An 18,284-nucleotide genomic window follows, 5' to 3' on the forward strand; every position below is an offset into this window, starting at 1 on the left:
TCGCCCTCGCCGCCGTCATGCGAAAGATCGTCACCATCGCCAACGCGCGCCTCCGCGACCTCCCACACCCCGCGTCACAACTGACTTGATGACGCTAGAATGAGGGACGGCGCCCTCCTACCGCCCCCCTTCACCGCCGCCGCGAACCCGGCCGCGGCACCAACGTGTCGAGCGCGTCGGCGTTGTCGCGCCCCCAGGCGTAGAGCAGCTCGACCGGCACGACGAAGCGCTCGCCCAGCGGCGTCAGCCGGTACTTCACCGCGGGCGGCACCACTGTCTCGACGTGGCGCGTGATCAGCCCGCTCGCCTCCATCTCGCGCAGCGTCTGGGTCAGCATCTTCTTCGAGATGCCGGGCAGGCTGCGCTGGAGCACGCCGGTGCGCGCCGCGCCGCCGTGGCGCGCGTGCAGCGTGTGCAGCACCATGCTGGTCCACTTGGTCGCGAACAGCTCGAGCACGCGGCGCGGCGCGCAATCCTCGCGCCATTCCTCGTCGGGGCTGCCGCTATCCATGGTCACCTCCTGGTGCCTAGGGCACGTTCGGGTGCCGTCTAGAAGCTGCCGGCCCGGCTGCCTAGCTCCTTGCCAACGTTCGACGAACGAAAGGATCTGACGTGGCGAAGACGGCATTGGTGGTGGGCGCGAGCGGTATCGTCGGCGGAGCGACCGCGGCGCTGCTGGTGGAGCAGGGCTGGACGGTGCACGGGCTCGCGCGCCGCGCGGTCGAGCTGCCGGGCGTAACCCCGGTCGCGGCCGACCTGCGCGACGCGGCGGCGACTCGCGAAGCGATCGGCGCGCTCGCGCCCGACGCGGTGTTCATCACCACCTGGCTGCGCCAGGACAGCGAGGCGGAGAACATCCGAGTCAACTCGGCGATGGTGCGCCACCTGCTCGACGCGCTTCCCGCACCGACCGCGCCGCGCCACGTCGCGCTGGTCACCGGGCTGAAGCATTATCTCGGGCCATTCGAGGCCTATGGCAAAGGCACGCTGCCGCAGACGCCGTTCCGCGAGGAACAGGGCCGCCTCGACGTCGAGAACTTCTACTATGCGCAGGAGGACGAGCTGTTCGCCGCGGCGGCGCGCGACGGCTTCAGCTGGAGCGTCCACCGCCCGCACACCGTGATCGGCAAGGCGGTCGGCAATGCGATGAACATGGGGACCACGCTGGCGGTCTACGCCACCCTGTGCCGCGAACTCGGCCGCGCCTTCACCTTCCCCGGCTCGGCGGCGCAATGGTCCGGGCTGACCGACATGACCGACGCCGGCCTGCTCGCGCGGCACCTGCTGTGGGCCGCGGAGACCGAGGTGGCGCACGACGAGGCGTTCAACGTCGTCAACGGCGACGTCTTTCGCTGGCAGTGGATGTGGGAGCGGATCGCGGGCTGGTTCGGCGTCGCGGCGGCGCCCTTCGACGGCACCGTTCGTCCGCTCGAGCAGCAGATGGCGGAGGACGCGCCGCTGTGGCGCGAGCTGGCGCTGCGCGAGGGGCTGGCCGAGCCCGAGCTCGCCCGCCTCGCCTCCCCCTGGCACACCGACGCCGATCTCGGCCGTCCGATCGAGGTGGTGACCGACATGGGCAAGAGCCGCCGGCTGGGCTTCACTGCCTATCAGCCGACCGACGACGCCTTCTTCGCCCTGTTCGAGGGGCTCCGCGCCGAGCGGCTGATCCCATGAGCCGTCCGGCGACGGCACGAAAATGCTAACCTATGTGCAACGTTAGCGAGCACCGACACGTTCGATCAGCCGCGTGAGGGTCTCGATCCACGCCGAACCGACGGGTGGAGGATGACCGATGGGCTCGCGTGACTGCGACGTGCTGATTCTGGGTGCCGGCACCGCCGGGCTGAAGGCCTATAAGGCTGCCGCCGCGCGCGGCGCCGACACGCTGATCGTCGAGCGCGGCCCCGGCGGCTCGACCTGCACGCGCGTCGGCTGCATGCCGTCCAAGCTGTTGATCGCCGCGGGCCGGGCCGCGCACCAGGCGCGCGGTGCGGCGGCGTTCGGAGTCGACACCGGCGCGGTCACGGTCGACGCAGCGCGCGTGTGGCAGCGGGTGCGCGCCGAGCGCGACCGTTTCGTGCAGGCCGTGCTCGACGACTATCATGCCATCCCCGCGGACCGAGTGATCCACGGGGTCGCGCGCTTCTGCGCGGCGGACGCGGTGATGGTCGGCGATACCCGCGTCACCGCGCGGAGCGGGATCGTGATCGCAACCGGCGGTCACCCGACCGTGCCTGAGCTGCTCGACCCGGTGCGCCCCCTCGTCCGCACGCACGAGACCATCTTCGATCTCGACGGGCTGCCGCGCACGCTCGCGGTGCTCGGCGCCGGTCCGCTTGGGCTCGAACTCGGCCAGGCCTTCGCTCGGCTCGGCGTGGCGGTCACGGTGATCGACGACGGGGAGAGCGTCGGCGGGGTCAAGGATCCGGAGGTCAACCGCGTCGCGGTCGCCGCGCTCGGGCGTGAGATGACGCTCGCGCTCGGCGTCGAGGCCGACGTCTCGGCCACCGACGACGGCCGCGCGCGACTGACATGGGAGGGCGGCGAGACCACGGTCGACCTTATCCTCGCCGCGACCGGCCGTCCGCCGAGCCTCGCCGAGCTGGCGCTGGAGACCACCGGGCTCGCGCTCGACGAGCACGGCACGCCCGAGTTCGACCCGCGCTCGCGTCGCTGCGGCGAGAGCGCGATCTTCGTCGCCGGCGACGCGGGGGCGTGGCGCCCGGTGCTTCACGAGGCCGCGCGTGGCGGCCGGATCGCCGGCGACGTCGCCGCCGGCGGTGAGCCACCGCGGGAACTGCCCGCCTTCGCGATCGCCTTCACCGAGCCTAATCTCGTGGCGGTCGGATGCGACTTCGGCTCGCTGCCCGAGGGTTCACGGATCGGCGCGGCCAAGGTCAGCGACAACGGCCGCGCCACCGTCGACGGCGAGGACCAGGGGCTTGTCCGGCTCTACGGCGACGCCCACGGCCGGCTGATCGGGGCGACCATCGCGGCACCGGGCGGCGAGCATCTCGGCCACCTCGTCGCGCTGGCGATCGATCGGGGTACCGACGTGGCGACCTTCGGCGACCAGGCCTGGTACCATCCCGCGGTCGAGGAGCTGCTCCAGGCGGCGGCGCGCGACCTGCTCGGCGTGAACGACTGAGCGGCGCCACGAGCGCTCGGCTTGACCACGCCTTTTGCGATCGCGCGCCAGCAAGGGGGACACCGCCGCCGCGTCCGCCTCGCCTCCTTTGATCATCGCTGTCTTGCTCCCCGCCGCCGGACATCCGCCGCGAGCATGCCTCGGATCACACCGCGACGTCGGCCTTGATCGCACCGTGCGGCTCATAATCCTCCACCGCGAAGTCGCCTATCGCATAGCCGTCAATCGTGTCAGGCCGTCGTGTGAGGCGCATCCGCGGCACCGCGCGCGGCGCGCGACGCAGCTGTTCCTCCGCCTGCTCGAGGTGGTTGAGGTAGAGATGCACGTCACCGCCGACCCAGACCAGCTCGCCCGGCGTGAGATCCGCCTGCTGCGCCAGCATCAGCTGCAGCGCGGCCGCGCCGACGAAATTGAACGGCGCACCGAGCAGCAGGTCGACCGAGCGCTGATACAGCAGGCAGTTGAGCCGGCCGCCCGAGGCGACGTGATATTGGTAGACCATGTGACAGGGGGGCAGCGCCATCGCGCCCAGCTCGGGCACGTTCCAGGCGTGGAACAGCATGCGGCGGCTCGTCGGGTTCTCGCGCAGGGAGCGGACGAGCTCGGCGATCTGATCGTACTCGCGACCGTCGGCCCCCAGCCAGCGCCGCCACTGCTTGCCATAGACCGGCCCGAGCTCGCCCCAGCGTGCGGCGAAATCGTCGTCGGCGACGATGCGGCGCTCGAACTCGTCCTGCGCGATCGGCTCGCCGGTGGCGCGGCGGTAGGCCTCGAGCGGCCAGTCGGTCCAGATGCGGACGTTGTCGCGCAGCAGCGGCTGGATGTTGGTGCCGCCGGTGAGAAACCACAGCATCTCCTTCACCGCGGTCTTCCAGTAGACCCGCTTGGTGGTGAGGATCGGTGCGGCGCCATCGGCGAGGTCGAACCGCAGCATCGCGCCGAAGAGCGAGCGCGTGCCGACTCCGGTCCGGTCGAGGCGCTCGTCGCCGCGCTCGAGCACCTGCGCCATCAGGTCGAGATAGGGCTGTTCGGGATGCGGCATGCCGGAGGTGGTAGCGGATGCGCGGGCGGACGTCATCCTGCGGCGGAGGCGCGCGGCTCGCGCTTGAAGTTTCCCGGCGCAGGCCGGGGCCCAGATCGGGAGGTCGCCGTGGAATGTACCTGCGTCATCCAACCGGACCCCGGCCTTCGCCGGGGAACAGGAAGGAGAAGACGACCGTCACCTACCCCGCCTTCGCCTCGTCGTTGATGCGACAGGCGCGGATCGCGGCCGGGTCGGGTCGCGGCCCCGCCGCGCGGAAGGTCGTGAAATAGCCCCCCGCGGAGCGCATCTCGCGGAAGTCGACCTGGGCATAGCCGACCGCGGCGAACTCGCACTTGAGCAGCGCCGGGGGCGTGCCGTGGTCGCGCGTCGGGCGGTTGGCGTCGACCACCACCACCAGCCCGCCGCGCCGCAGCGACGACCGCATCCGCCACAGGAATTCGTAGGGCTGCGCGATCTCGTGGTACATGTGCACCATCAGGATACGGTCGAAGCTGTTCTCGGGCAGCCGCGGGTCGGCCGGCATGCCGAGCCGCACGCTGACATTCTCGAGCCGCTCGCGCGTGACTCGCTCGGCCAGTGCGTCGCGCACCGCGGGCACGATGTCCTCCGCCAGCACGCGCCCCTCGGCGCCGACACGGCTCGCCAGGCGCGTGGTATAATAACCCTCGCCCGCGCCCAGGTCGGCGACGGTCATGCCCTTGCGGATCTCGGCGAGGTCCATGACGCGGCTGGCCTCGTTGAGCCGGTCGCGCGCCTCCTCGGTCGACCAGCGCGCCGACACGATCGTCGCCACCGGCCGGTCGGCCTCGGGGAACGGCCCCGGCTGCTTGGGCTCGTGCTTGATCAGCGGCTGCGTACCGTCGCACGCCGCCAGCAGCAGCGTCGCGGCGAGCAGCGCCGAGCGGGCGAGCGCGCGCGCCACTTAGTCGACGTCCTCCACCGCGACCTTCTCACCGGTGACGCGCTGCGACAGCGCCGCCGCCATGAAAGTATCGAGATCGCCGTCGAGCACGTCGCCCGGCGAGGTCGAGGTCGCGCCGGTGCGCAGGTCCTTCACGAGCTGATACGGCTGGAGCACGTAGGAGCGGATCTGGTGACCCCAGCCGATGTCAGTCTTGGTGGCGTTCTCGGCATTGCTGATCGCCTCGCGCTCGGCGAGCTCGCGCTCGTAGAGCCGCGCGCGCAGCTGGTTGTACGCCTCGGCCTTGTTCTTGTGCTGCGAACGCTGGTTCTGGCACTGCACCACGATCCCCGTCGGCAAGTGCGTGATGCGCACCGCGGAGTCGGTGGTGTTGATGTGCTGTCCACCCGCGCCGGACGCGCGATAGGTGTCGATGCGCAGATCACTCTCGTTGATCTCGACCTCGATATTGTCGTCGATCACCGGATAGACCCACACGCTCGAGAAGCTGGTGTGGCGACGCGCCGCGCTGTCGTACGGGCTGATCCGTACGAGCCGATGGACGCCCGATTCCACCTTGGCATAGCCATAGGCGTTCTCGCCCTTCACCAGCAGCGTCGCGGACTTGATCCCGGCCTGCTCGCCGGCGTGATAGTCGACCAGCTCCACCTTGTAGCCGTGGCGCTCGGCCCAGCGCGTGTACATGCGCTGGAGCATCTCGGCCCAGTCCTGGCTCTCGGTGCCGCCAGCGCCGGCGTTGATCTCAAGATAGGTGTCATTGGCGTCGGCCTCGCCCGAGAGCAGCGCCTTCACCTTGTCGGCCTGCGCGCGCTCGGCGAGCTGCGCGAGCGCGTCGGTGCCCTCGTCCGCCATCTCGGCGTCGCCCTCCGCCTCGGCCATGTCGATCAGCTCGACCGTGTCCGCCAGCTCGCGCTCGATCGCGCGGGTCGCGCCGATCGCCTCGTCGAGGCGGCGGCGCTCGCGCATGACCGCCTGCGCTTCCTTGGGGTTGTTCCAGAGCGACTGGTCCTCGACGCGCGCGTTGAGCTCGTCGAGCCGGCGCAGCGCGCGGTCCCAGTCGAGCGACTGGCGCAGCAGCGCCAGCGCCGCGTTGATGGTGTCGACATGAGCCTGCGCTTCGGCGCGCATAGGGTATCTCCAGCGGTCACGTCATCCAGCAGGCGCCGGAATCTCGCGCGGCACGGGGATCGCATCGTGGCCGGAGATCCCGGCCGACGCTGGGATGACGAAAGAATGTTCAGCCCGACGACTTAGTAGATGCCCCCCTGCCTCTGCAAGAAGTCGCTGTCGCTCGGCGGCGCGCCGGTCGTCCCGGCACTGGGCGCCGCACTCGGGGCGGCAGTCGGGCCGGCGCGGCGGGCGCGGCGCGCCTCGCTCTGCGGCTTGAACGCCTCCCAGATCACCGCGGGCTTGGGATCGTCGCCGGTCGGGAAGGTGCCGTAGACCGGCCGGCCCGACGCACGGTCGATCCGCACCATGCGCACGCCGGCGGGCGCGCGGAACGGCAGCACGGGCAGGCCCTCATAGGCCTTCTGCGCCCACTCCTTGAACACCGGCACCGCCACGGTGCCGCCCTGCGCGTAGCCGCCGAGGCTGCGCGGCGTGTCGAAGCCGAGGTACAGGCCGGCGATCATCTGCGGCGTGCCGCCGATGAACCACACATCGGTGGGGCCATTGTTGGTGCCGGTCTTGCCGAACATCGGGCGACCCAGATCGCGCAGCGCGGTGGCGGTGCCGCGCTGGATCACCCCCTCGGTGATGTGCACCATCTGATAGGCGCTCATCGCGTCGAGCACCTGATGGCCGCGGGTCGGCAGGCGCGGCATGGCGCGGCCGTTCCAGTCGGGCATGTTGCAGCCGTCGCAGGCGTGCCAGTTCTCGGGCCAGATCACCTGGCCGCGACGGTCCTGGACGAAGTCGATCAACGTCGGGTCGTGCCAGCGGCCCCAGTTGGCGAGCACGCCGTACGCGTTGACCATCTTCTCGACCGTGGTCTCGCCCGCGCCCAGCGCGTAGCTGAGGTAAGGCGCATAGTCGCCGATCTGCATCGCCTTGATCAGCTTGACGACCTTGCCCATGCCGGTCTGCGCGGCGGTGCGCACCGTCATCAGGTTGCGCGACTGCTCGATGCCCCAGCGCATCGTGTGCGGCCCCGCCCCGCGCGAATTGCCGAAGTTGCGGAAGCATTTGTTGCCCAGCGCGGCGCCCTGGTAGACGCAGAACGGCCCGTCGACGATGATCGAGGCCGGCGTCATGCCGTTCTCCAGCGCGGCGGAATAGACGATCGGTTTGATCGTCGAGCCTGGCTGGCGCATCGCCTGGGTGGCGCGGTTGAACGACTGGACGCTCGAGTCGAAGCCGCCCTGCATCGCCAGGATCCGCCCCGTCATCGGCTCCTGCACGACGAAGCCGCCCGAGATCTTCGGCACCGAGCGCAGCGCGAAGCGCCGTCCCACGGGCGCCACCGCGATGATGTCGCCCGGCTCGATCGCGGTGAACGCCGCGCCGCCGACGTTGCGCACCGGCATCTGCGCGGCGTCGCGCGGCAGCTCGCCGGTGGTGCCGTCGGCGAAGCCGATCCGCCATGCGTCACCGTCGCGCGCGATCGCGATCGCGGCGCGCCAATCGCTGTAATCGAGCGAGATGTTGGTGTTGAGCAGCGCGCCATACCATTTGTCGCCGTCCACATCGACGTGGCGCAGCGGCCCCGACCAGCCGCGCCCGCTGTCGAAGCGCAGCAGGCCGTTGCGCAGCGCCTCGGCGGCGAAGCCCTGGATCCGCTTGTCGAGCGAGGTGCGCACCCACAGGCCGCCGGCGTAGACGCTGTGCGGGCCGTCCTGCGATGTCTCGCCGAACTTGTCGATCAGCTCGCGCCGCACCTCCTCGACGAAATAGCCGCCGACGCGCTCGAACTTGGGCGTGCGCCGCGTGATCGCACCGATCGGCTCGGCCGCGGCGACCCGCGCCTGCTCCTGCGTGACGAAGCCGTTGCGCACCATCTCACGCAGTACGTAATTGCGCCGCGTCATCGCGCGATCGGTGTCGCGGAAGGGGTCGTAATTGGAAGGGCCCTTCGGCAGGATCGCGAGATACGCCATCTGCCCCAGCGTCAGCTCGCTCAGCTCCTTGTCGAAATAGGCGTGCGCCGCGGCCTCGACGCCATAGGCGTTGCGGCCGAGGAAGATCTGGTTGAGGTACAGCTCGATGATCTGCTGCTTGGTCAGCGTCTCCTCGATCTTATACGCCAGCAGCGCCTCGCGGATCTTGCGCGTGGGCGAGTAAGCGTTGCCGATCAGCAAGTTCTTGGCGACCTGCTGGGTGATCGTCGAGCCGCCCTTGGCGCGCTGCCCGCTGCCGAACTTGCGCGCATAGTCGAACACCGCGCCGGCCAGCCCCGGGAAGTCGACGCCGTGATGCTCGAAGAAGGTGCGGTCCTCGGCGGCGAGGAACGCCTTCACCAGCAGCGGCGGATATTCGTTGTAGGCCAGCTCGACCCGGCGCTCGCGCGCGTAGGAATAGACCGGCGCGCCGTCGGCGCTGCGCACGTTGGTCGGCAGCGGCGGCTCATAGGCCTTGAGCTTCTCGACCGAGGGCAGGTCGCGCGCGAACACCAGCCAGAAGACGCCGAAGGCGACGACCAGCAGCGCGAGGAGATACGTCGCCCAGCGCACCAGCCGGCGCTGCCACAGCCCACGCCAACGGCCGCCGCGCGGGGCCGCCTCTTCGCGTACATCGAGGGGATCGGAAGCCATCGCGCACGGCGTTTAGCAGGTTCCCGGCGCGGGGGAAGCCGCGCGCGTCAGTCGGGGTCAGCGCACTGCCAGGCGACGCGCGAAATACACTTCGACCGCGCGGCGCACCGTTTCCGCGATCTTCTCGCGCCCCGCCTTGCTGTCCAGGAAGGCGGCATCGGCCGGAGTCGAGATATAGCCCGTCTCGAACAGAACCGAGGGCATGTCGGGCGCCTTGAGCACCATCAGCGAGGCGGTGCGATGGAAGTTGGTCTTCACCGGCATCAGCGGCTTGGCCTCGCGCCCGAGCAGCCGCGCGAAGCCCGCGGAAGCGTTCATCGTCTCGCGCTGGGTAAGGTCGATCAGGATCGAGGTGACATCGGCGTCGCGCCCGAGCCGGACGCCCGCGATCACGTCCGACTTGTTCTCGCGCGCCGCCAGCAGCGCCGCCTCCCGGTCGGATGCGACGTCGGAGAGCGTGTAAGCGGTCGCGCCGGTCGGCAGTCCGGCGCCGACGCTGTCGCAGTGGACGGAGATGAACAGGTCGGCGCGCAGCCGCCGGGCGATCCCGAACCGCTCGCGCAGCGGGATGTAGCGATCGTCGTCACGGGTCAGCGCGACGCGTGCGCGCCCGCCCTCCACCAGCGCGTCGCGGATCGCCTTGGCGATCTTGAGCGTGACGTCCTTCTCGCGCAGCGCCGCCTGCGGGTTGATCGCCCCCGGATCGTTGCCGCCGTGGCCGGCGTCGATCACCACCAGCGGGCGGCCCTCGGCACCCGCCACCTTGGGCAGGCGTACGCCGCGCGCGGGCGGCGGGACCGGCACCGTGACCTTGTAGCCGGCGCCGTGCGCGTCGCGCTCGGCGCGCGACTTCCACGGCAGGAAGTCGAGCGACGGCGCATCCGTGTCGGCGTCGCGCGGCATCGCGGCGGCGACCGGCGCGAACGCCACCGCGGCGGCGAGCGCCAGCGCCGCGCCGACGCGCGCGCCGTTCCGCCCGGTGCACCGACCGGGCCTGCGGTACGTTCGCGGTATCATCCCCGCTCCCTATCGCCCCGAACCTCACTCCGTGGTTAACGGACTGGGCGGCGTGAGGAAATAGCAACGTGAATTGTGCCGGTTGATGCGGCGGTTCGGCGATGCTACCGAGATCATGACCGGAATGTTGCGCGATCCACGCGCGACGCAGCTCCGGCGCCACTGCCCGCCCGGCGCGACGCCGGCCCCGGGTCATCAGGTTGACGCTCGCAATGCCGCACCCCGCCCGACCGCTGCCCCGCCCGGCCTCTGCCGGCGGTCGCGCGGTCGCGGGTCGCCCCGCCAGCACCTCGCGCGGGGCGGCGCGGCACGCGACAGCAGCACCCATCACCATCCGCGCGGCCGGCCCTCACGGGCGGCCGGCAGCGCCCTATCGTCGCGCCGCCGCCCTGCACGGGCGAGACGGCGCGTGGAGACCGTTCAATGACCATGCGTATGCTGATCGACGCACGCCACCGGGAGGAAACCCGGGTCGCCGTCGTCAAGGGTAACCGGATCGAAGAGTTCGATTTCGAGAGCGAAGAGCGCAAGCAGCTCAAGGGTAACATCTATCTCGCCAAGGTGACGCGCGTCGAGCCGTCGCTCCAGGCGGCGTTCGTCGACTATGGCGGCAACCGCCACGGCTTCCTCGCCTTCAGCGAGATTCACCCCGATTACTACCAGATCCCCAAGGAGGATCGCGACGCGCTGCTGCGCGAGGAAGCCGAGCACGCCGCCGAGGAGGCCGCGCTGCGCGCCGAGCAGGACGCGTTCGACGACGCCGATTTCGACGGCGACGAGGACGAGCTCGACGCCGACGAGCACGACCTTGACGAGGCGGACGAGGACGAGGCGGCGGAGGAGACCGGCGAGGTCGAGGACGGCGCCGAGCCGCGCCAGCCGCGCCGCCGCCGCGGCCGCGCCGGCGCGAACGACGACCAGGTCGAGGCGCTGCGCCAGCGCCGCATGTCGCTGCGCCGCCGCTACAAGATCCAGGACGTGATCCGCCGCCGCCAGGTGCTGCTGGTGCAGGTCGTCAAGGAGGAGCGCGGCAACAAGGGCGCCGCGCTGACCAGCTATCTCAGCCTCGCCGGCCGCTATTGCGTGCTGATGCCCAACACGTCGCACGGCGGCGGGATCAGCCGCAAGATCTCCAACGCGGGCGATCGCAAGCGGCTCAAGTCGATCATGGCCGAACTGGCGCTGCCGTCGTCGATGGGCTGCATCGTCCGCACCGCGGGTCTCCAGCGTACGAAGACCGAGATCAAGCGCGACTTCGATTATCTCGCCCGGCTGTGGGACGAGATCCGCGAGAAGACGCTGTCGAGCAGCGCGCCGGCGCTGATCTACGGCGACAGCGACCTGATGAAGCGCGCGATCCGCGACATCTACAACAAGGACATCGACGAGGTCATCGTCGAGGGCGGTGACGGCTATCGCCAGGCCAAGGAGTTCATGCGGCTCCTGATGCCGAGCCACGCCAAGAAGGTGAAGCATTACAGCGACCCGGTGCCGCTGTTCCAGCGCGCGGGCGTGGAGGAGCAGCTCGCCGCCATGTACCACCCGGTGGTGCAGCTGAAGTCGGGCGGCTATCTCGTCATCAACCCGACCGAGGCGCTGGTCTCGATCGACATCAACTCGGGAAGGTCGACGCGCGAGCACAATATCGAGCAGACCGCGACCGCGACCAACCTTGAGGCGGCGCATGAGATCGCGCGCCAGCTGCGCCTGCGTGACATGGCGGGCCTGGTCGTCATCGACTTCATCGACATGGACAATGGCTCCAATGTCCGGAAGGTCGAGAAGGCGATGAAGGAGGCGCTCAAGAACGATCGCGCCCGCATCCAGGTCGGTCGCATCTCCAGCTTCGGCCTGATGGAGATGAGCCGCCAGCGGCTGCGCACCGGCGTGCTCGAGGCGTCTACCCGCCCCTGCCCGCACTGCGAGGGCACCGGCTTCGTTCGCACCGCCTCGTCGTCGGGCATCTCGGCACTGCGCCTGATCGAGGACGAAGCGGCGCGCGGGCGCGGTTCGCTGCTGACATTGCGGTGCAGCCAGGAAGCCGCCTTCTACGTGCTCAACCGCAAGCGCGCCGACATCGCCGAGATCGAGGATCGCTACGGCGTCCAGGTCGAGATCATCCCCGACGAGGAGCAGGAAGGCGCACGCATGTCGGTCGAGGCCAACGGCCCGCCGCCCGCGCACGCGCCCAAGTTCGACCGCCCGATCGTCGAGATCGAGGACGACCTGATCGAGGACGAGGTCGAGGAGGAGTTCGAAAACGAGGAGGTCGAGGAGACCGCCGCCGAGCCGCGCGCGCGCGCCGACCAGGGCGACGATGAGGGCGGGCGCGGCAACCGCCGTCGCCGGCGCCGCCGTGGCCGCCGCGGTCGCACCCGTCCCGAGGGCGAGAGCGAGAGTGATGTCGAGGCCGGCGAGGCCGAGGGCGAGGACGAGGAGGAGCTCGTCGACGCCGCGGACCCGGTCGAGGACGAGGAGGCCGTCGAGGCCGATGCCGAGGCGCCGGCTGAGACGGGCGAGCGCGAGGGCGGTCGCCGCCGTCGCCGCGGCCGTCGCAACCGCCGCCGCGACGGTGACCGGGTCGAGGAGGCCGCCGCGCCGGCCGAGGCACCGGTCGAGCCGGTCGAAGAAGCCGAAGCCGAGGCTGAGCCCGAGACGGCCGCTGCACCCGAGCCCGAGCCCGCGCCGGTCCCCAAGACCCGCCGTCGCCCCCGCGCGCGCGCCGCGACCGCGGCGGTGACCGAGCCCGAGGTCGAGGCCGAGGAGCCCGAGGCGGAGACGCCGGCGCCCGCGCCCGCCACGGAGGAGGCACCCGCCAAACCCAAGCGCACGCGCCGCAAGAAGGCGGTCGAGCCGATCGCCGAGGCGGCCGACGCCGGCCCGGTCAACGACGGCCTGCCCGCCCCCGAGAGGGACGAGCCCGAGGCGGTCGAGCCCGAGGCGCCGGCCAAGCCGAAGCGCACGCGCCGCAAGAAGGCCGATGCTGCGCCGGTCGCCGAGGCGCCGACCGCGGCCGAACCGGAGGCGGAGGCGACGGCGGAGCCCGACGCCGAGGCGGAAGCCGCGCCCGCCGACGGCGAGGCGACGCCGCGCCGCGGCTGGTGGCAGCGTACCTTCGGCGCCTGACATCGTGCGCCGGGCTTCAGCCGCGGTTCAGTGGAACCGCGGCAAGACGCCCGGCGCATGCCCCCATCGATGCCATTCGCCGCGCCGACGCTCCCGGACGATCATGAGGAAAGCGGCGCCGTGATCTCTCCCGGCGACGACCGCCGTGCTCCTGCGATCGCGGGAGTCCAGGGTCACGGACGCAGACGCGGTTTGCCTCGAACGCTCGCCCGCACGGCGCGACTGTTTGAGTCGCGCGCTTGGTCTGCCCCGTCACCCCGGACGTGTTCAGGGGCGCACCCATCCGCACCTTCACTGACTGGAGAAAAGGCGGCGCGGTGGATCTCGGAACAAGGCCGGGAGGACGGCAGGTGGGCGTGGGCGCGTAGCTCCAGCGGCTCCGTCCGACGCTGGCGCCGCCGCATCGCCGCCGCGGCGACCGCAATCCTCCTGCTGGCCCAGCCAGCGCACGCCCAGTCGATCCTGCGTGACGCCGAGACCGAGGCGCTGCTGCGCGACATGTCGGCGCCGCTCGTCACCGCCGCCGGGCTGCGCCCGCGCGACGTGCAGATCGCGCTGATCAACGACGATTCGATCAACGCCTTCGTCGTCGGCGGCCAGACCGTCTACGTCCACTCGGGACTGATCCAGGCGGCCGACACGGCCAACCAGGTACAGGGCGTGATCGCGCACGAGCTCGGCCACATTGCCGACGGCCATGTCGTCAACGCCGGCGAGGGCCAACGCCCCGCGATGGGCATCTACCTGCTCTCGATGGTGCTCGGGCTGGCCGCGATGGCGGCGGGCGGCGGCGAGGCGGGTGCGGGCATCCTCTCCGCCGGGCAGCAGGCGGCGATGGGCAAGTATCTCGCCTTCAGTCGCGTGCAGGAGGCCACCGCCGATGCCTCGGCGGTGCGCTACCTCAACACCGCCGGGATCACCGGGCGCGGCATGCTGGAGTTTTTCAAGAAGCTCCAGCAGCAGGAATTCCGCTACGGCACCAAGAACATCGATCCGTTCATGCAATCGCACCCCTTGTCGGGCACGCGCATCCAGACGATGACCGCGGACCTGCAGAATTCGGCGGCGTGGAGGAAACCACTCGATCCGGCGATGGAGGAGCGATTCAAGCGCATCCGTGCCAAGCTCGACGGCTATCTGCTGCCGCCCGCACAGGCGCTCCAGAAATATCCTGACAGCGACCAGACGGTCTACGCGCATTACGCGCGCGCCTATGCCTATCACCGCGCCGGCTACCCCGACAAAGCCGACGCCGAGGCCGAGGCGCTCGTCGCCAAGGAGCCCAACGACCCGTATTTCCAGGAGATCATGGGGCAGATCCTGCTCGAGGCGGGCAAGCCCAAACAGGCGATCGAGCCGCTGCGCCGCGCCACCGAGGGTTCGCGATCCGATCCGCTGATCGCCACCACCTACGGCCACGCGCTGATCGCGACCGAGGACCCGAAGAACTACGACGAAGCCAAGCGCATCCTCAAGACGGCGGTTGGGCGCGACGACGAGAACCCCTTCGCCTGGTTCCAGCTCGGCACCGTCTACGAGCTCACCGGCGACGAGCCGCGCGCCGCGCTCGCCAGCGCCGAGCGCGCCAGCATGATGGGCGACGACCGCACCGCCGCCGACCGCGCCCGCTATGCCATGGCCGGGCTGCCCAAGAACACGCCCGACTGGATCCGCGCGCAGGACATCGCCATGACCTCGCAGAACGGCCTCGACAAGAACAGGAAGAAGCGGCGGTGAACAGACTGTGGCTGCTCGGCATGGTGATGCTGGGCGCACTCTTCGGCGCGGGTGGTATGTGGCTAGCCGGGCGCGTTGCCCCTGCCCCGCTCGCCGACGGCGACCGTGTCCGCATCGAGCGCGTGGTGCGCGACTATGTCCTCGCCAACCCCGAGATCATCCCTCAGGCGATCGAGCGCTTGCAGGCGAAGGACGCCTCGCGCGCGATCGCCGCGTCGCGCGGTGCGATCGAGGAGCCCTACGGCGGCGCCTGGATCGGCAATCCCAAGGGCGACGTCACACTGGTCGAGTATTACGATTATAATTGCGGCTTCTGCCGCGCCAGCCTGGCGACGATCGAACAGCTCGTCGCCGAGGACAAAAACCTGCGGGTGGTGTTCAAGGAACTGCCCGTGCTCGCCGACAGCAGCCGGCTGGCGGCCCGCGCGGCGCTGGCAGCGGCGGCACAGGGGCGGTTCAAGCCGTTCCACGATGCACTCTACGCCGCCGGGCCGGTGAGCGCGGCGACGATCGCCACGGCGGCGAAGGCGACCGGGGTGGACCTCGCCAGGCTACCCGCCGACGCCGACGCGACGATCCGCGCCAATTTGGAGCTCGCGCAGAAGCTCGGCATCACCGGCACGCCGAGCTGGGTGGTGGGCGACGAGCTGCTGTCGGGCGCGCTGCCGATCGAGCGGCTGAAGGAGGCGATCGCCAAGGCGCGGGTGTCGTAGGTTTCGGTTCCTAATCGCCCGATTAGCCCCTTTCCACCGTCATCCCCGCGGAGGCGGGGATCTATACACGCTGACGTTCCGACTCCTTCGCGGGTCCACGCGTCTGGATCCCCGCCTTCGCGGGGATGACGAACGGGGCGAGCGTGCAGCGCTCCGCAACCGTGTCACCCCCTCGCTCCACACGCCCATCCCGAAACACCGTGTTTCCGAGCTTGCCGCCCCCTGCCACGCTCCCTAACTGACGCGAGAAGCAGGGAGACGACATGCCGGAACCGATCCTGACCGTCGCCGGCGTGTCCAAGACCTACAAGGACGGTCCCACCGCGCTCAAGACCGTCAACCTCAGCGTCAACCGCGGCGAGATCGTCGCGCTGCTCGGCCCCAATGGCGCGGGCAAGACCACGCTCATCAGCATCATCTGCGGCATCGTTACGCCTTCCTCCGGCAGCGTCACCGTCGCCGGCCACGACGTGGTGCGCGACTACAAAGCGGCGCGTCGGGCGATCGGTCTGGTGCCGCAGGAGCTCGCCACCGATCAGTTCGAGAGCGTGCTCGCCACCGTCACCTTCTCGCGCCGACTGTTCGGCCGCTCGGGCCATTCGGACTATATCGAACAGGTGCTGCGCGACCTCTCGCTGTGGGAGAAGCGCCACGCCAAGATCAAGGATCTCTCCGGCGGGATGAAGCGCCGCGTGCTGATCGCCAAGGCGCTGGCGCACGAGCCCGAGATCCTGTTCCTCGACGAGCCCACCGCCGGGGTCGACGTCGCGCTACGGCGCGACATGTGGAAACTGGTCCACCGCCTACGCGAGCAGGGCGCGACGATCATCCTCACCACCCATTACATCGAGGAGGCCGAGGAGATGGCCGACCGTGTCGGCGTGATCTCGCGCGGCGAGCTGCTGCTGGTCGAGGAGAAGGACGCGCTGATGGCCAAGCTCGGCAAGCGCCAGATGGACCTCACCCTGGTCGAGCCGCTCGCGGCGGTGCCCGAGGCGCTCGCGCGCTGGTCCCCGACGCTGGAACATGACGGGCGCACGCTGCGCTTCGTCTTCGACGCCAAGGCGGAGAGCACCGGCATCCCCGAGCTGCTCGCCGCGGTGGCACAGCAGCATATCGCCTTCAAGGACCTGGAGACTCGCAAGTCGAGCCTCGAGGACATCTTCGTCGACCTGGTGGGGCAGCGCGCATGAACCTGCATGGCATCTGGGCGATCTATCGCTTCGAAATGGCGCGCTTCGGGCGCACGATCTGGACCAGCCTCGCCACGCCGGTGATCACCACCACCTTGTACTTCATCGTCTTCGGCTCGGCGATCGGGTCGCAGATGAGGAGCATCGGCGACGTGCCCTATGGCGCCTTCATCGTCCCCGGGCTGATGCTGTTGACGATCTTCTCGGAGAGCGTCTTCAACGCCAGCCTCGGCATCTACATGCCCAAGTTCACCGGCACGATCTATGAGCTGCTCTCCGCGCCGCTCTCGGCGGTGGAGACGGTGATCGGCTATGTCGGGGCGGCGGCGACCAAGTCGATGGTGATCGGCCTCGTCATTTTCGCCACCGCGCACCTGTTCGTCGACCTTCACGTCGCGCACCCGCTGCTGATGCTCGGCTATCTTCTGCTGGTCGCGGCGAGCTTCTCGCTGTTCGGCTTCTGCCTCGGCATCTGGGCCAATGGCTTCGAGCAGCTCCAGATCATCCCGCTGCTGGTGATCACGCCGCTGACCTTCCTGGGCGGCGCCTTCTACTCGCTGTCGGTGCTGCCCGAGCCGTGGCGGACGGTCAGTTTGTTCAACCCGATCGCCTATCTGATCAACGGCTTCCGCTGGACCTTCTTCGGCATCAGCGACGTCGACGTGCTCGCCTGCGTGGCGGTCACGGCGGGTTTCGGCGCGCTCTGCCTGGCGGCGGTGGTGACGATCTTCCACACCGGCTGGCGGCTGAAGAGCTGAGCGGGGGCGGTCCGGCCAGCGCTTCGAGACGAGGCTTCGACAGGCTCAGCCTCTCGTCAGCGCGAACGGTAGCATGACGGTGCCTCTTCGCACCCGTTCGGGCTGAGGAGGCACGGAGCTCGTCGAAGTGCCGTCTCGAAGCCCGCGCCTCACCGCACCCGACCCGACAGCACCGGCCGCACCACCAGCGCGTTGAGATCGATCGCGACGTGGAGCAGCACCGCCGCCGCGAGCGAGCCGCTCAGCAGATAGGCGAGCGACAGCACCGCCCCGACCAGCGCGGTCGCGATCATGCCTGCTGCGCCCTGGTAGCGATGCGCCGCCCCGAACAGGACGCAGGCCAGCGCGAAGGCGGCGGCGCCCGAGAAGCCGCAGAGCACCAGAAGCAGCGGCAGCAAAAGTCGGAAGAACAACTCCTCGGTCACGCCCGCGGTGACCGACAGGAGCGCGCCCCAGCCGAGCTCGCCGCGCGTGCTCGGCAGCACCGACTCGACGTCGCCGAGAGTCACCGATCGCCCGCGCCAGCGCTCGACCAGGCCGGCGATCACGCCGCCGACCGCCAGCCCGCCGAGCGTCGACCAGGCGAGCAGGTCGAGCGGCATCGTCCCGCCCGCCAGATCGATCGCGCCGACACGGGACGGCGCGAACTCGGACGGCAGCGCCGCCAACGTGTCGAGCCGCCCCAGCGCGGCGAGCGCCACCAGCGTCACCAGCGCGAAGTGGAGCGTCGGACGCAGCGCCCGCAGCAGGAAGCGGCGGCGGCGCAAGTCCCCGCCGGGGCGGTAGAGCCAGCCATAGTGGCGCGTGCCGCCGCGCAGGAACAGCGCGAGGCTCGCCAGCGCCACCGCCAGCCAAGACGCCGCGCCCGCCACC

General features: G+C 70.3%; 14 protein-coding genes. 7 read left to right on the forward strand and 7 right to left on the reverse strand.

What is annotated here, in order from left to right:
* Positions 1-130 precede the first annotated feature (130 nt).
* Positions 131-511: a helix-turn-helix domain-containing protein gene (locus FHY03_RS00005; protein ID WP_183927989.1), complete on the reverse strand. Its 381-nt coding sequence runs from the start codon at positions 509-511 to the stop codon at positions 131-133.
* Positions 512-612: 101 nt separating this feature from the next.
* On the opposite strand from FHY03_RS00005, the gene FHY03_RS00010 reads away from it, so the two are divergent.
* Both FHY03_RS00010 and FHY03_RS00015 read left to right on the forward strand, forming a co-directional pair.
* Complete coding sequence (locus FHY03_RS00010; protein WP_183927991.1) at positions 613-1,674, forward strand: SDR family oxidoreductase; 1,062 nt, start codon at positions 613-615, stop codon at positions 1,672-1,674.
* A gap of 118 nt (positions 1,675-1,792) precedes the next feature.
* On the forward strand, positions 1,793-3,148 hold the full coding sequence (locus tag FHY03_RS00015) for a dihydrolipoyl dehydrogenase (protein ID WP_183927993.1): 1,356 nt from the start codon (positions 1,793-1,795) through the stop codon (positions 3,146-3,148).
* Between the two features lie 145 nt (positions 3,149-3,293).
* Here the strand turns inward: FHY03_RS00015 and FHY03_RS00020 are convergent, their stop codons facing one another.
* From FHY03_RS00020 to FHY03_RS00040, 5 genes are all read right to left on the reverse strand, one after another.
* Complete coding sequence (locus tag FHY03_RS00020; RefSeq protein WP_183927995.1) at positions 3,294-4,190, reverse strand: thymidylate synthase; 897 nt, start codon at positions 4,188-4,190, stop codon at positions 3,294-3,296.
* Positions 4,191-4,371: 181 nt separating this feature from the next.
* Positions 4,372-5,115: a methyltransferase domain-containing protein gene (locus tag FHY03_RS00025; RefSeq protein ID WP_183927997.1), complete on the reverse strand. Its 744-nt coding sequence runs from the start codon at positions 5,113-5,115 to the stop codon at positions 4,372-4,374.
* Positions 5,116-6,243: a peptide chain release factor 2 gene (gene prfB / locus FHY03_RS00030; protein WP_183921053.1), complete on the reverse strand. Its 1,128-nt coding sequence runs from the start codon at positions 6,241-6,243 to the stop codon at positions 5,116-5,118.
* Between the two features lie 122 nt (positions 6,244-6,365).
* Entirely contained in the window at positions 6,366-8,867 is a 2,502-nt protein-coding gene (locus tag FHY03_RS00035) for a penicillin-binding protein 1A (protein WP_183928006.1), read from the reverse strand.
* 57 nt (positions 8,868-8,924) lie between these two features.
* Entirely contained in the window at positions 8,925-9,884 is a 960-nt protein-coding gene (locus FHY03_RS00040; RefSeq protein ID WP_183928008.1) for an N-acetylmuramoyl-L-alanine amidase, read from the reverse strand.
* 435 nt (positions 9,885-10,319) lie between these two features.
* Here FHY03_RS00040 and FHY03_RS00045 point away from each other — a divergent pair, with 435 nt between their 5' ends.
* The 5 genes from FHY03_RS00045 to FHY03_RS00065 all read left to right on the forward strand — a co-directional run bounded on the left by FHY03_RS00045 (position 10,320) and on the right by FHY03_RS00065 (position 17,411).
* Positions 10,320-13,010, forward strand: a complete 2,691-nt coding sequence (locus tag FHY03_RS00045) for a ribonuclease E/G (RefSeq protein ID WP_183929173.1) — start codon at positions 10,320-10,322, stop codon at positions 13,008-13,010.
* 402 nt (positions 13,011-13,412) lie between these two features.
* Positions 13,413-14,747, forward strand: coding sequence for a M48 family metalloprotease (locus tag FHY03_RS00050; RefSeq protein ID WP_311721306.1), 1,335 nt, complete (start codon positions 13,413-13,415; stop codon positions 14,745-14,747).
* Entirely contained in the window at positions 14,744-15,460 is a 717-nt protein-coding gene (locus FHY03_RS00055) for a DsbA family protein (protein ID WP_311721264.1), read from the forward strand. The genes FHY03_RS00050 and FHY03_RS00055 overlap by 4 nt, the downstream gene beginning before the upstream one ends.
* A gap of 263 nt (positions 15,461-15,723) precedes the next feature.
* On the forward strand, positions 15,724-16,653 hold the full coding sequence (locus FHY03_RS00060; RefSeq protein WP_183928012.1) for an ABC transporter ATP-binding protein: 930 nt from the start codon (positions 15,724-15,726) through the stop codon (positions 16,651-16,653).
* Positions 16,650-17,411: an ABC transporter permease gene (locus FHY03_RS00065; RefSeq protein ID WP_183921058.1), complete on the forward strand. Its 762-nt coding sequence runs from the start codon at positions 16,650-16,652 to the stop codon at positions 17,409-17,411. Before FHY03_RS00060 ends, FHY03_RS00065 begins: the two co-directional genes overlap by 4 nt.
* A 149-nt stretch (positions 17,412-17,560) precedes the next feature.
* Here FHY03_RS00065 and FHY03_RS21250 read toward each other — a convergent pair whose 3' ends face one another.
* A complete protein-coding gene (locus FHY03_RS21250) occupies positions 17,561-18,283 on the reverse strand; it encodes a CPBP family intramembrane glutamic endopeptidase (protein ID WP_183921059.1) in 723 nt (240 codons plus the stop codon).
* Position 18,284 lies beyond the last annotated feature (1 nt).

Origin of the sequence: Sphingomonas sp. BK345, assembly GCF_014193845.1 — a bacterium.
Taxonomy (GTDB): Bacteria; Pseudomonadota; Alphaproteobacteria; order Sphingomonadales; family Sphingomonadaceae; genus Sphingomonas.

Coding starts and splice junctions, on each gene's coding strand:
- prfB (WP_183921053.1), bottom strand. CDS start 6,243: ATGCGCGCCGAAGCGCAGGCTCATGTCGACACCATCAACGCGGCGCTG.
- FHY03_RS00065 (WP_183921058.1), top strand. CDS start 16,650: ATGAACCTGCATGGCATCTGGGCGATCTATCGCTTCGAAATGGCGCGC.
- FHY03_RS00045 (WP_183929173.1), top strand. CDS start 10,320: ATGCTGATCGACGCACGCCACCGGGAGGAAACCCGGGTCGCCGTCGTC.
- FHY03_RS00015 (WP_183927993.1), top strand. CDS start 1,793: ATGGGCTCGCGTGACTGCGACGTGCTGATTCTGGGTGCCGGCACCGCC.
- FHY03_RS00060 (WP_183928012.1), top strand. CDS start 15,724: ATGCCGGAACCGATCCTGACCGTCGCCGGCGTGTCCAAGACCTACAAG.
- FHY03_RS00020 (WP_183927995.1), bottom strand. CDS start 4,190: ATGCCGCATCCCGAACAGCCCTATCTCGACCTGATGGCGCAGGTGCTC.
- FHY03_RS00005 (WP_183927989.1), bottom strand. CDS start 511: ATGGATAGCGGCAGCCCCGACGAGGAATGGCGCGAGGATTGCGCGCCG.
- FHY03_RS00040 (WP_183928008.1), bottom strand. CDS start 9,884: ATGATACCGCGAACGTACCGCAGGCCCGGTCGGTGCACCGGGCGGAAC.
- FHY03_RS00035 (WP_183928006.1), bottom strand. CDS start 8,867: ATGGCTTCCGATCCCCTCGATGTACGCGAAGAGGCGGCCCCGCGCGGC.